Annotated in this window: 14 protein-coding genes; 1 reads left to right on the top strand and 13 read right to left on the bottom strand. The window is 47.0% G+C overall.

Going from position 1 to position 13,899, the window contains the following annotated elements; translation table 11 throughout:
- Positions 1-50 precede the first annotated feature (50 nt).
- The 3 genes from AF331_RS21570 to metG all read right to left on the bottom strand — a co-directional run bounded on the left by AF331_RS21570 (position 51) and on the right by metG (position 4,625).
- Positions 51-1,292, bottom strand: a complete 1,242-nt coding sequence (locus tag AF331_RS21570) for a G5 and 3D domain-containing protein (protein WP_162838968.1) — start codon at positions 1,290-1,292, stop codon at positions 51-53.
- Positions 1,293-1,542: 250 nt separating this feature from the next.
- Positions 1,543-2,310: a TatD family hydrolase gene (locus tag AF331_RS21575; protein ID WP_048007713.1), complete on the bottom strand. Its 768-nt coding sequence runs from the start codon at positions 2,308-2,310 to the stop codon at positions 1,543-1,545.
- A 362-nt stretch (positions 2,311-2,672) separates the two neighbouring features.
- A complete protein-coding gene (gene metG / locus AF331_RS21580) occupies positions 2,673-4,625 on the bottom strand; it encodes a methionine--tRNA ligase (RefSeq protein WP_053430019.1) in 1,953 nt (650 codons plus the stop codon).
- A 607-nt stretch (positions 4,626-5,232) separates the two neighbouring features.
- Between metG and AF331_RS21585 the strand changes: the two genes are divergently transcribed.
- Entirely contained in the window at positions 5,233-5,514 is a 282-nt protein-coding gene (locus AF331_RS21585) for an AbrB/MazE/SpoVT family DNA-binding domain-containing protein (RefSeq protein WP_048007712.1), read from the top strand.
- Between the two features lie 51 nt (positions 5,515-5,565).
- Here AF331_RS21585 and rsmI read toward each other — a convergent pair whose 3' ends face one another.
- The 10 genes from rsmI to AF331_RS21635 all read right to left on the bottom strand — a co-directional run bounded on the left by rsmI (position 5,566) and on the right by AF331_RS21635 (position 12,713).
- A complete protein-coding gene (gene rsmI, locus AF331_RS21590) occupies positions 5,566-6,438 on the bottom strand; it encodes a 16S rRNA (cytidine(1402)-2'-O)-methyltransferase (protein WP_053430004.1) in 873 nt (290 codons plus the stop codon).
- Entirely contained in the window at positions 6,416-7,189 is a 774-nt protein-coding gene (locus AF331_RS21595; RefSeq protein ID WP_053430005.1) for a tRNA1(Val) (adenine(37)-N6)-methyltransferase, read from the bottom strand. Before AF331_RS21595 ends, rsmI begins: the two co-directional genes overlap by 23 nt.
- Positions 7,190-7,260: 71 nt before the next feature.
- Positions 7,261-7,629 (bottom strand): DNA replication initiation control protein YabA, encoded by a 369-nt coding sequence (yabA, locus tag AF331_RS21600; RefSeq protein ID WP_053430006.1) that lies wholly within the window; start codon positions 7,627-7,629, stop codon positions 7,261-7,263.
- A 14-nt stretch (positions 7,630-7,643) separates the two neighbouring features.
- Entirely contained in the window at positions 7,644-8,471 is an 828-nt protein-coding gene (locus AF331_RS21605; RefSeq protein WP_053430007.1) for a PSP1 domain-containing protein, read from the bottom strand.
- A gap of 7 nt (positions 8,472-8,478) precedes the next feature.
- Complete coding sequence (holB, locus tag AF331_RS21610; RefSeq protein WP_053430008.1) at positions 8,479-9,462, bottom strand: DNA polymerase III subunit delta'; 984 nt, start codon at positions 9,460-9,462, stop codon at positions 8,479-8,481.
- A 15-nt stretch (positions 9,463-9,477) separates the two neighbouring features.
- A complete protein-coding gene (locus tag AF331_RS21615; protein ID WP_053430009.1) occupies positions 9,478-9,918 on the bottom strand; it encodes a YaaR family protein in 441 nt (146 codons plus the stop codon).
- 15 nt (positions 9,919-9,933) lie between these two features.
- Positions 9,934-10,263, bottom strand: coding sequence for a cyclic-di-AMP receptor (locus AF331_RS21620; RefSeq protein ID WP_048007747.1), 330 nt, complete (start codon positions 10,261-10,263; stop codon positions 9,934-9,936).
- Positions 10,264-10,328: 65 nt separating this feature from the next.
- Complete coding sequence (tmk, locus tag AF331_RS21625) at positions 10,329-10,970, bottom strand: dTMP kinase (protein ID WP_053430010.1); 642 nt, start codon at positions 10,968-10,970, stop codon at positions 10,329-10,331.
- Positions 10,967-12,397 (bottom strand): aminotransferase class I/II-fold pyridoxal phosphate-dependent enzyme, encoded by a 1,431-nt coding sequence (locus AF331_RS21630; RefSeq protein WP_053430011.1) that lies wholly within the window; start codon positions 12,395-12,397, stop codon positions 10,967-10,969. The genes tmk and AF331_RS21630 overlap by 4 nt, the downstream gene beginning before the upstream one ends.
- 115 nt (positions 12,398-12,512) lie before the next feature.
- Entirely contained in the window at positions 12,513-12,713 is a 201-nt protein-coding gene (locus AF331_RS21635) for a sigma factor G inhibitor Gin (protein ID WP_053430012.1), read from the bottom strand.
- Between the last annotated feature and the right edge of the window lie 1,186 nt (positions 12,714-13,899).

The following is a 13,899-nucleotide window of genomic DNA, read 5'->3' on the forward strand; positions in this document are numbered from 1 at the left end:
TATACCTTCTTCTGATAAAAATGAAAAAAAAGCAGGAGAATTCCCCTGCCTTAATCCAAGATCTTCACTTTCACCGTTTTCCGGCCCCAGCGATAGGCATCGGCATGATCTGAATAGAACACATCGATTTTGTTGCCTTTGATGGCACCGCCTGTATCAGCGGCGACCGCATATCCATATCCCTCTACATATACCTTCGTGCCCAGAGGAATGACGGATGGATCAACGGCGATCACTTTCGCATTCGGATTTGCTTTCAGGTTCATACCTGAAGCCGTATGACCCGAGCATCCATTACAAGAAGCCGTATAAGCAGTAGAGCTCACATAGAATTCCTTGCCGCCGCTCGGCTCTTCCTTGGTGCTGGTGCTGACAGGTTTGGCTGCAGTCGTCGATTTCCCGCGGGAAACCTGGGCTACCAGTTTCTTCGTACCGACACTGACAATCTTATCCTGGCTTTCTTTGACCGTTTTTTCACTGATCAGCTTTCTGGAGACTTCTTTCCCATTCTCCTTCACGATCTCGAATTTCTTTTCCTTTTTGCCTTTTTTCCCTTCTTGAACAACCTTCTCCTGGCCGTTTTCAAGATCGGCATCTTTTTTGGAAACAACCGTAAAATCTGTTGCCTCTTCCACTACATCGGTGACTTTTTCAACTCGAACAACATTTACGACATCTTTTTCCCCAATGACTGTGTCTAATTCTGGTTCAACTCGGTCTGTTTTCTTGAGTGTGATTCCCTGTTGCTTTAAAAAGTCAGCGACCGTAGTCGAAGTAGACCATACCTTTTTCTTTTTCCCGCCGTCTACAAGGGACAGGGCAAATGCGGTATCAATCTTTACCTTCGTGTTCCCGTCAATCTTCTCTGATACATCCGGTTGAATCTCGTCGTGCTCCCCTAATTCAATATCCTGTTCAGAGAGTAAATCCTTTACCGTGTCAGCAGTCGTCCAGACCTTCTTGTTCTGATCTCCCACTGTCACATCTACCTGTTTAGCCGGTTCCCATACTATTTTCATATTATTGGATACCTTTGTATCTCCCGAGGGATACAAATAGTCTTCAGAGCGATTTGAAACATCTAATTCTTCTAATATATCTTGAATTGTATTTGCATGCGTTCTTATCTCTTTTTGCTCGCCGTCCAGGGTCAATGCGACCGCCTTCTTTGAACCTTCATAAAAAAGAATTCCGAAGATCGCTGCACTGGTAACGATCGTTGCAACCGTCACGATCCATTTCCCTCGACTCAAAGACTTGGAAAACAGGCTTTTCATGTTTTTCTCATTCATGAAAAACGCCTCCTTTTCTCGGAGTGATTATATAGAGTAATCCAAAGACTGTCAACCTGTACTTCTTTTTTCTTAATCTAGCAAAATGTTGAAATCAAGGGAACACAAAACATATTATGCAAAAAGAAAGAAAAAAAGGAAAGGGAGAGTTGTCGACAAGGTTATCCTATGTATGGACTTTCCTTTGTAGAACTTTTTGTTATTGTAGCCCTACCGGACAAGCTCTCCCCCAAATCGACAACAGCTTTTGTCAATTAATGTTGAATAATTTCTTTGCGTTGCGGGTTGTAGCTGCTTCCACCTCTTCGATGGAGATTTCTTTCAGCTCGGCAATCTGTTCAGCAACCAGCCTCACATAGGCCGGTTCGTTCCGCTTGCCCCTGTTGGGATGCGGTGCAAGATACGGACAATCGGTTTCCACCAACAGCTTCTCGAGAGGGATCTCCTTTGCCACTTCCTTCGGCTTGCGCGCATTCTTGAAAGTGACAGGGCCTCCTAATGATATATAGAAATTCATATCCACACATTCCTTCGCCACTTCCGGACTTCCGCTGAAGCAGTGCATGATTCCGCCCACTTCAGAAGCCCCCTCTTCCTTGAGGATATCAACGATGTCCTGTGTGGCTTCGCGATTATGTATGATGATCGGCAGCTTCACTTTCTTAGCCAGACGGATCTGCCTTCTGAACACGTCCTTTTGCACATCCTCGGGTGATTTATCCCAGTGATAATCAAGGCCCATTTCACCTAAAGCCACGACCTTCGGATGCTTTGTCCATTCTTCGATCCAATCAAGATCTTCGTCCTTCATATCGATGGCATCCACAGGGTGCCACCCTACACTTGCATAAAGAAAATCATAGGTTTCAACAAGCTCCATTGCCCTTTCGATCGTCGGCCGGTCAAATCCGACTACGACCATGTTCTCAACCCCAGCCTCTTTTGCCCGTGCTATGACCTCCTCTACATCTTCATCGAATTGCTCTGCATTCAAGTGGACATGTGTGTCAAATAGCATGTTAAACACTCCTTGTGTGAGATTAGTTTAATATAAAAAATCATGACAAGCTTCTCAGAATTGTAACAATTGCGTTACATATTATGGTTATATTGGTTGGTTTTTAGTAATTTATGTTGCTTTTTGTCCTTCACACATTGTATAAAACGCCAGCGGAAATCCAAAATGATTTGTTTATAGGTCTATTGGATCTCCAGAGGAAACGGAAAGCGCCATTACATAATCAAGTAACGAATTGCTTTATTAGCAATAGCTTTATCTTCTCTCAATACAAATGATTCATGCAAACCGAACTCAAAATCGTTTTCTTACTATAATAAAAGAAGAAAGGGGTGTTCCACGTGGAACACCCCTTTCCTTTCTTATTTCACCCGCGCTCCATTGGCAAGGGTTTGATCGACGGTTGCAAGGGAAAGGATGCCGTCTTCCTCTCCGGCAAGAATCATTCCCTGTGACAATTCCCCGCGGAGTTTGACCGGTTTCAGATTGGTGACACAGATCACCTTCCGACCGACCAGGTCTTCCGGAGAATAAAATTTGGCAATGCCGGAGACGACTTGTCGTTTTTCATATCCGAGATCCAGTTGGATCTTGAGCAGCTTATCGGTTTTCTTCACCGGTTCTGCAGCCGTCACCTGAGCAACACGGAGGTCCACTTTCATGAAATCATCAATGGCGATTTCGTCGGATTCCTCCACGGATGGTTTTTCCTCTGCAGCAGGCGCTGACCCCTGCATCTTTTCTTTGATGAAGGCCACTTCTTCAGCTAGGTCAAGGCGTGGGAAGATCGGCTCCCCTTTCTTCACCACTTCTGTACCAGCAGGAATCACTCCGAATGTTTCAAGGCTTGCCCACGTTTGAAGAGCTTCATCATGCAGATTCAGCTGTTCAAAGATGTTCTTCGGCGTACGCGTCAAGAACGGCTGTAAGAGAACGGCGACCCGTCGCAATGATTCTGCCAGGTGACTCATGACACTGCCGAGATCTTCCCGCTTTTCTTCGTCCTTGGCAAGGGCCCAAGGCTGTGTTTCATCAATGTATTTGTTCGTGCGGCTGACAAACTGCCACAGACTTGAAAGGGCAACCGAGAACTCCATGTTTTCCATTGCTTCTTCGTATTTCTTCACGGTATCAAGGCCCATATCGGCAAGCTGCTTATCGTACTCGCCACGTGGCCCTGCATAGCTCGGGATGACGCCGTCAAAGTATTTATTGATCATGGCAACCGTACGATTCAACAGGTTCCCGAGATCATTGGCAAGGTCGAAATTGATGCGCTCCACGAATCCTTCAGGCGTGAAGACGCCATCTGAACCGAACGGTACTTCCCTGAGAAGATAATAGCGGAGGGAGTCCAGTCCATAACGATCGATGAGTGTCACGGGATCCACGACATTCCCTTTCGATTTGGACATTTTCCCGTCCTTCATGAGCAACCAGCCATGGGCAAAGACTTTTTTCGGCAGCGGCAGCTCGAGCGCCATAAGCATGATCGGCCAGTAGATGGTGTGGAAACGGACGATTTCCTTTCCGACAAGATGAACATCTGCAGGCCAGTATTTTTGGTACTTCTGATCATTTTCCGTTCCATATCCAAGGGCGGTGATGTAGTTCGAAAGAGCATCGATCCAAACATAAATGACATGTTTCGGATCCCCCGGTACCTTTACGCCCCAATCAAAGGTCGTACGGGAAACGGCAAGATCTTCGAGGCCCGGCTTGATGAAGTTATTGACCATTTCATTCTTCCTGGACTCTGGCTGGATGAATTCCGGGTTTTCTTCATAATAAGCAAGAAGACGATCCACGTATTTGCTCATCTTGAAGAAGTAGGATTCTTCCTTTACTTTTTCAACGGGACGGCCACAGTCAGGACAGTTCCCGTCCACAAGTTGTCTTTCCGTGAAGAATGATTCACACGGTGTACAATACCAGCCTTCGTACTGGTCAAGGTAGATATCACCTTGTTCCAACAGGCGGGTAAAGATCTTCTCGACGATTTCCTTATGACGGGTTTCCGTCGTACGGATGAAGTCGTCGTAAGAGATGTCGAGTTTACCCCAAAGGTCCTTGATGCCGCTGACGATTTCATCCACATAGGCCTGCGGGGTGATTCCCTTTTCTTCCGCTTTGCGCTGGATCTTTTGTCCGTGCTCATCCGTTCCGGTCAAATACATCACATCGAATCCACGCATCCGTTTGTATCGGGCCATGGCATCCCCTGCCACGGTCGTATACGCATGTCCAATATGTAGATTTCCACTTGGATAGTAAATCGGTGTTGTTAAATAGAAGGTATTCAATTTCTCTTCCACCATAATTCCTCCTCGTTATCCTAATGCCCGATGAACCTCTTCATCTGAAGCAATGTTTTCATTTCTGTCACAAATCGACCATCCAGCAACTCTCAAGGATTTGACCGACCCGCTCTCCTAAAAAACCTTTTTCCTAGATAAAAACGACCCCCACAAATAGCCCATTCCAGCCGAAAGGTCTACAGTGGTATAATTGTTATGTAATTCCATTTTCTTCTTATCATCTTAACCGCTTATCTCATCAAAATATACCTAAAAATGCTGGTTTCTGCAACTATAGCGGAATCCCCTCAAACGATGTCGAAACAAAAGGTGATTGGTGTCGAAATAAGTCGAATAATCGCTGTCCTCAAATGAAATTCGACAATATTCTGATTCGTTACACTTATTACAATAATGTTTAATTGGTAATACATTTTTTTACAAGGTTCCGATAATGTTGTTATAACAACATTTGAATATCCATAAATTCGTAATTTTTTACAGATTAATTTGTTGACGTGTTACCAAATCGTTGGTATGATAATAGCAGTAAAAGAAATTTGTCGAATATTGACGAACTACAGAGAGATATACATTCATTTCTATTTAATGGAGGAGATTTACTATGAAATCTACAGGTATTGTAAGAAAAGTTGATGAACTTGGTCGTGTGGTTATTCCTATCGAATTGCGTCGTACACTAGGCATTGCTGAGAAAGACGCTCTTGAGATCTACGTTGATGACGAAAGAATCATCCTTAAGAAATACAAACCAAGCATGACTTGCCAAATCACTGGTGAAGTATCTGATGACAACATCAAACTAGCTGACGGTAAACTCATCCTTAGCCGCGAAGGTGCGGATATCCTTCTTAAAGAAATCCAAAACGCCCTTACTACAAAATAATTGTCGTTATAAAAAGGACTGGCCATTGGCCAGTCCTTTTCTTATTCCCAGTTATTCTACATGGTACGCTTGATACACATCACGCTTCGGAAGGGATCGCTCCAGTGACACTTTCTTGATTGCGTCTTTTGAAGAAGCACCCTCCTTCTCCATGTAATGCTCGACATGCTCTTTCACCGGAAGGGATGTCCACCATTCTTCCTCGGCAACCTTTTCACCCGGAGGCCGGCCTTCGATCAGCAGGCAGAACTCCCCGCGTACTTCTCCGTCTTGAGCCCATTCCATCACTTCTTCAAGAGAGCCCCTGATGAACTCCTCGAACTTCTTCGTAAGCTCACGGCAGACCACGATTTGACGGTTACCGAGGGAGGCATGCAGCTCCTTGAGGGTTTCCTTTAACCTGTGCGGTGATTCATAAAGGATGAACGTACTTTCGATCTGCTTCAGTTCCTCCAGCTCGTTCCGCTTATCCTTCTTGCCCCGATGCAGGAAGCCATAGAAGTAAAATGGCTGCGGAGCGAGTCCGGAGGCGATAAGCGCAGTCAGGGCAGCATTGGCACCCGGAAGCGGAATGACCGCCACCCCTTCTTCGATTGCCAGCTGTACAAGCTCATATCCGGGATCCGAGATCGACGGCATGCCCGCATCGCTTACAAGGGCTACGGTCTCCCCGTCTTTCATCCGTTCGATCAGCTTCGGCCCACTTGCTTCCTTATTATGTTCATGGTAGCTGACGATCGGGGTCTGGATTTCGAAGTAATTACAGAGCTTCTTCGTATTCCGCGTATCCTCGGCGGCGATGACCGTCGCTTCCTTCATCATCCTGATCGCCCTGAACGTCATGTCTTCCAGATTCCCGATTGGAGTCGGAACGAGGTACAGGCTCCCTGCCTGCCCGTCTTCAAAGCTTTTCTGTTGGTTCATCCTTGTTGCCTCCCTTCCCGAGGAGCATCTCCCTCACTTCTTCGGTGTACTCTCCATGTTCATCGTATACATATAGCGGCGGCAGGATCTTCAGGTCGGGCTTGCCGTCCTTGATACCCTCCACCAGGATCGTATTGGCTTCACGTCCGGCCTTCGGATAGACGAATCGCAATCTCTTCGGCTCCAGTCTATGCTTCCTCATCAGAGAAAGGATATCCAGCAACCGTCCAGGTCTATGGACGAAGGCCGCTTTCCCGCGCTGTTTCAACACAAAGGCGGCAGCCTCTATCGTGTCTTCGAGGGTACAGAGGATCTCGTGCCTCGCAATCGCAAAGTGCTCGTTCTCATTCCGTTTGTCCTCTGCCGGGGTATCGAAATACGGCGGATTGCATGTGACGACATCATAATGAGAGTGATGAAGAAGATCGCCGATCTCTTTCACGTCCCCGAGCTTCATCTCAATCTGATCATCGAGCTTGTTGTACCGTATGCTCCGCGTCGCCATGTCATGGAGCCTTTCCTGAATCTCCACTCCTGTGATGGGCACATTCGTCCTCGCTCCCATCAGAAGGGGAATGATCCCGTTTCCCGAACAAAGGTCGACGATCTTCCCCCTTTGGAGCGGAAGGTAGGTGAAGTGGGCAAGGAGGACGGCATCCAGGGAAAATGAAAACACCGAGGGACTCTGGATGATCCTCATATCTTCTGCCAATAAGTAATCCAATCGTTCATCATCTTTTAGTTCAAGCATGCGTTCCTCCTGTTTTACATCAAGAAAAAGGACCAATCCGGTTAGGAATCAGTCCTTCGTTCTCTTCCTGCCTATTTTTTATTTAAAAAGGAAAGGCAGAACAGACAATCTTCATTCTTGCGCGGACTGCCGAAATGGATATTGCAGATGTGGAAGCCTTCCTGATACAGGCGGGCAAGGTTATCGTAACCTTCCCCGATATCCAGTGCCTTCTCCCCTTCTCCTGCTCGTTCCATCGCTTGCGCTTCTCCGGCAGCCGCTGCGGATGAGGCCTCCGTTTGCTCCAGCCTGCGGCGTAAATGTTCATTCTCAAGCTTCAAAGAATGATTCTCCTCCACCATCTCAGCCAGGAACTCCTTGAGCTCACCCAATTGACGATGTAAATGATCAATTTGTTGTTCCATATTACTGACTGAATCAAAGAATTCTTTCTTATCCACAATGCTACACCCCGTTACTCTGTGGCTTGGACTGATACGGCACTCTCATTCATAATTTCATCTAATGTGAATTCAAGAACGCGTTCTTCCTCCTTGATCTCCACTTGAAGGATACGCTCAAGAATATTAAGACCAACCACTTTGCCTTTTCCATGAGGTGTCTTGATCACAGCCCCCATATCCGGAAGTTCTTCCTTGGCTGCCTCGTATTCATCGTTCTCGTACTTAAGGCAGCACATCAGGCGTCCGCACAACCCTGAGATCTTCGTAGGGTTGAGGGATAGATTTTGATCCTTCGCCATCTTGATGGATACAGGCTCAAAATCACCCAGGAACGTCGAGCAGCACAGCATTCGGCCACAAGGACCGATCCCACCGAGCATCTTCGCTTCGTCACGAACGCCGATCTGACGAAGTTCGATGCGCGTACGGAAGATGGAAGCCAGGTCTTTGACCAGCTCCCGGAAATCCACGCGTCCGTCCGCTGTGAAGTAGAAAATGACCTTATTGCGGTCGAATGTATATTCCACATCAACCAGCTTCATATCCAGACGATGCTGATTGATCTTGTCACAGCAGACATTATAGGCTTCCTCAGCAGACGACTTATTCTCGTCCACAATCAACCGATCTTTTTGATCGGCGATCCGAATGACTTTTTTAAGGGGAAGCACAACGTCATTCTCTCCCACTGACTTACGTTCAACAACTACTTTACCGAATTCGACCCCGCGTACGGTCTCCACGATCACATAACAATTCTTATGGACGTCGAGCTGACCCGGATCGAAATAATAGATTTTCCCCGCTTTTTTAAAGCGTACTCCTACAACATCGTACAAAGGACCATCACCCCTGCAGTTTTAGCATAAGCTGTTCTACCAGCAGCTGCGAATTCATATTGGCGTTCAACTTGCGTTTGGCTTCAAGTATGGCCGTCATATTAGTAGAAAGACGGTTCGTCGATACATGAAGTGCGTTGGATTTCCAGTTTTCCTTTTGGTCCGGGTATACAAGCTGTTCGACTTTTCCCAGCTGGATATGGAGTAAGTCTTTATATATCAGAAGTAAAAGATCCAGTGCGCGATCGACTTGATCTTTCTCTTTGAAGTGCTGTACAAAATCCTCCTGGACTTTCACCATCGCTTGGAAGGGACTTTTCTGAAGGACTTCATATAATTTTAACACTATTATTCTTGCTTGTGCAAACCACTCATTGCGACATAATTCTACAGCTTCCTCATAATGATTGGTCAGATTCGCGGCCAACGATGCGAATTGGGGTTCGATTCCTTCTTCCAGCAACTGTTTGACAAGCTGCTCTTTCGGAAGGGGCTTGAAGGATACAACCTGGCATCTTGACAGGATCGTCGGCAGGATGCGGTGCACATTCTCCGTGACGAGGATGGCCGTCGTATCAGCAAGGGGCTCTTCGAGGAACTTCAGAAGGGAATTGGCTGCATTGGCAGTCATTTTATCCGAATGCACAATGATGTATACCTTTTTCTTGGACTCTACTCCGGTTTTGGAGAATTCCTCCTGCAGCGCTTTGACCTGTTCTTTTTTAATGGAAAGGCCATCCGGTTCCAGTAAATGGAGGTCAGGATGGTTCCCATTATCGATCCGCTTGCAGTTGGAGCACTCTCCACAGGCAAGCCCGTCCACTTTCCGCTCACACAGGAGTGCCTTGGCAAACAGCAGGCTCATTTCCTTTTTCCTTGTTCCCTTTTCTCCTTCAAACAGATAGGCATGGGCCACCCGGTCCTTCTGGATGCTGTTTTGAAGCATTTGAAGAACGACGGGCTGGAATGGTTGTAATTCTTCAATCATCATTTCCTAATCACTCTCTTACCTGTATAGATTGATGAGCAATCCTTTGATTTCCCCGATTTTATCCAGGATGTCAATGGACGGCCTCTCCTGATCCATCACCGCCTCGGCAAGATCGATCAGGTGCTGGTCGATGGTTTCGACGAGGCGCAGCTTCCTGCCTTCGCCGAACTGATTCCACGTATGGGATTCCTGTAGCTCCACCCCGTAGTCCACCGCTTCCTTGAGGAACTTTTTCACCAGCGTCTTATATTTAGCAAGATCCCGGAAGGACCGGCTATGTCCCAGACGGGAGCCGGCATTTCCGATGGTGGACAGAAGTTGATTCAACTGCTCCATATGCAGCTTCTGATCATGCTGCTGTACCATCTGACCAAAGCGGGCTTGCGCCGATCCCGCCTGGCGCTGATCCTTCGGCAACTTATCGACGGGTATCCGCAGGTCCTGATTAATCTTCATCCCTACACGCCCTTCTTAGAACTGATGGAATTGCTCAACCGGCATGACAAAGACCGTCGCTCCGCCGACTTCGACTTCGATCGGATAGGGAACGTATGAATCGGCGTTTCCACCCATCGGTGAGACAGGGGCCACCATCTGTTCCCTGGACTGACAGTTATCCTTGATTACTTGAAGGGCTTTATCCACCCTGATATCTTCCGTTCCGATGATGAATGTGGTATTTCCCGATTTCAGGAAACCACCGGTGCTCGCCAATTTTGTCGAACGAAAATTATGATCCCGCAGAGCATTTGATAATTTATTGCTATCCTTATCCTGAACTACAGCCATAATCAATTTCATCTGAATCATCCTCTCATTCAATCATCCATATACTTCCTACTATTATAGCACTGAACGGCGCTTTCTTACACTGTCCGTTTCTGTAAAAAGCCCTTCACGATGTCGTACGCCGCATCGGCTACAGCTGTCACACTCCGGCTCGCATCGACCACTTGTATACGGTTTGGATATTTATTCACAAGTTCCAAATACCCCTCCCGTACCTTATGATGGAATCCGACCGATTCAAGATCGAGACGGTTGACCTCTCTCCCTTTATGCTGATTGATCCGCTTCAACCCTTCCTCTGGCTCGATATCAAAGTAAAGGGTAAGGTCAGGCATATGATCCTCGATGGCAAATGCATTGATCTCCTCGATGGCATCCATCCCGATTCCCCGGCCCTTCCCTTGATAAGCGAGGGAACTGTCGATGAACCGATCACACAGGACCACTTTCCCTTCCCGAAGTGCCGGCAGCACCTTCTCAACGAGATGCTGCCTCCTCGCAGCAGCATAAAGCAAAGCTTCCGTTCGCTCATCCATCTCTGTATTCTCCGTATGTAAAATGACTTCCCGTATCTGTTCGGCAATCTTGATGCCACCAGGCTCCCTGGTAATGACAACGGGTACGCCGTCTTCTTCCAATCGTTTTGCCAGCACGGCCAATACGGTCGACTTCCCGGCCCCTTCAGGCCCTTCAACCGTTATGAAGCTACCATTCATCATGATTGTTCCTCCAATTCCTTGAACACATAAATCTTTTTTTCTTTCAATTCGTGACGCCCCTGGATCGCTGCGCCCATGTCCACATACTCCTTCAACCGGACCATCACATCATCTGTGATAGCTTCCCCTTTCAGGAGCAGGGGGATGCCAGGAGGATACGGGATGATCATCTGTGAAGAAATGCGGCCTGCAGCCGATTGAAGAGACACGGCCTCTTCATCCCGATCCTTCATTTCCTTCCACTCCATGGACAAAAGGCTGTACGATCGGCTGGATGCAGGTGGAATGAACGTTTCTTTCCTTTTCACCCCGTCCCCTTCCCCTTCAAGCATGGCCCTGATCCTTTCCAGAGCTTCCCCATAAGGAAAGCCATCGGATTCCTTCAATAGTGGAAAAATGAACAACACCTGCCTGGGATCGGCAAGCTCTGCAAAAACCCCTATTTCCTCCAGCCTTTTCTGAAGGCGGTAGCCGGACCATCCCGTAAACCTGACAAGAACTTTAAGGGGATCATCGGCCCTGACCACTTCCAGTCCCGGATGTAGCCTATCCAATTTCGAGATGAACCCGGAGATAGCCTCCAACCCCCTGTCCACTTCGGATGGTGTCATCGTCCCAAGATAAGAACGGGCATAATCGAGGGATGCCATAATGGGATAGGAAGGACTGCTAGACTGTAGCATGGAGAGATACTCCTTCAACCGACCCTCATCCACCCGGGGACCCTTGATATGTAAATAAGAACCCATTGTCATGGCCGGCAGCATCTTATGAGCTGACTGGATGACGATATCCGCGCCAAGAGCAAGTGCCGACTCGGGAAACTTATCGCTTGCCTGAAAATGCGCGCCATGCGCTTCATCCACGATACAGGGAATCCCCCTCGCATGAAGTTCCCCTATGATTCCTTCAATGGAATAGGTAAACCCATAATAGGTCGGATAGGTCAGCACACAGGCCTTTGCATTCGGGAACGCCTCAAGTGCCTCCTTGACCGTTTCTAACGAGACACCAAGAACCGATTCCCCCTTTTCCTCCCACTCTGGTTCGAGCAGGACCGGGACAGCACCAGCAAGCCTGATTCCATTCCATACCGACTTATGACAATTCCTCTGGACCAGTATATAATCCCCGTCCGTACAAGTAGCCAGGATGGCAGCCATATTCCCTGAAGTACTACCATTCACAAGAAAATGACTCGACGTGCTCCCATACAAATTGGAAAGCAAAGCCTGCGCCTCCGCAATCGGCCCCTCGGCATCGTGAAGATCATCCAACCCCGTGAGTTCCGTCATATCCCCTTTATGAGCGGGATCTCCCGTAAGGATGCCATTTTTATGACCCGGTACATGAAACGAAATCGGATTGTTCTTTATATGTTTATTGATTGCCTGCACAAGCGGCATCTTTGATTGATCAACGTTCATCTTCCACTAACCCTTCCAACACTCTATCCATCTATCGTATCATATCCAGGCTCCATTGCGCTCAGGCTTATTCTACCTGAGCTTCCCGGGCAAAAAAAAATCATAACCAAATCGGCTATGAATAGATTTCTGAAGTATTCACTTTCTTCAACCTTTGCACGAACAGCTTATAAAGAGGATCACTCGTCTCAGTCTCCACCATTTCACGCTCGCACTCATAGCATATAAACGATGTATACAGATGGATGCCGATCCGCTTTTCCTCACTGCAAACAATGCAGCATTCACCAACCGCCTTCGCATTCACATTACTCATAGGGCTCTCCTCCTCCATACATCTATTCTGCCACCAACCGATGAATTGTATACGCAATTATCAACTTTTCAACTAACTGAATTATCACGGTGTACTTCCATCTTATGTATCACCGGCTTGGTCTGTGTTCACAGGCTGAAAAAAGTTGGGCGTTCTGAGGAGAAAGCTGTTTCATAATCTTTTTTGTTTGTACAGGGACAGAGCGTCAAGTTTTGGGATGAACTGGTTGAAGGAGAGGGATTTCTGATTTGATCCTACGGTGAGGTTTACATCTTTAGCATATTCGGTGGGTTTTGTACACAGACAAAGCGTCAAGTTATGGGAGGTATTGGATATTTTAATTTATTTTTTTATAGCTCCTACCATTTTTCTCATTTATTGTACACAGACAGAACGTCAAGTTATGGGATTTTTTGGGATTTAAGCCGTAATAATTTTATCCCTTACGAACTTGAAACTACGATTGAAAGGTCGCAGGTATGCACGGCCTTGCGCAAATACAGGGGTCGGATCGCAAATAGAAAAATGGCCAGTGGTCCGTTTCGCAAATAAAAAGTCGATTTTCACAAATAAAATCAAAAATGTCGCAAGTAGATGGTTGAATTTCGCAGGTATTTTCGTGCGTGGAAGGGAACGATGGGTCCTTGAGTGCTTCAAATGGGAAAAAGATGTTGCGAGGAATGTCGAATGGTGTCAGGTACATAAGTGAATACTTTATCTGGAAAAACTTCACTGATAAAAGCATCCTATCCGCAGGTATCACGCCCCCTTCGTACGGAATGAAAAAAAGTCGCAAATAAGCGCGACTTCCCCATAGCCTCATCTCCAGATAACGCCTCTGTCCAACCCACTTGGCTGATCATATACTCCCACATGTCATTCAAGCTCTTAAACTCTGTCTCTTTGACCTTGCTCACCGTCCTCATCCCATACTCTAACCGTAATCTGGTCCTCCTAGCCAACCCTTTCAACCTGCGATCTTCACATATCTCTCTAATCAACATCTTTCTAGCCACCCTATTTCAAACGGCCAACATCACCAGCACCAACATTCCCTGCCAACGAAAAAACACCACAAAAAAAGCAACCCATCAAATGAGCTGCTTTTTTCTCTATTGCCTGGCGACGTCCTACTCTCACAGGGGGAGATCCCCCAACTACCATCGGCGCTGAAGAGCTTAACTTC

This window comes from Rossellomorea marisflavi, assembly GCF_001274775.1.
Taxonomy (GTDB): Bacteria; Bacillota; Bacilli; order Bacillales; family Bacillaceae_B; genus Rossellomorea; species Rossellomorea marisflavi.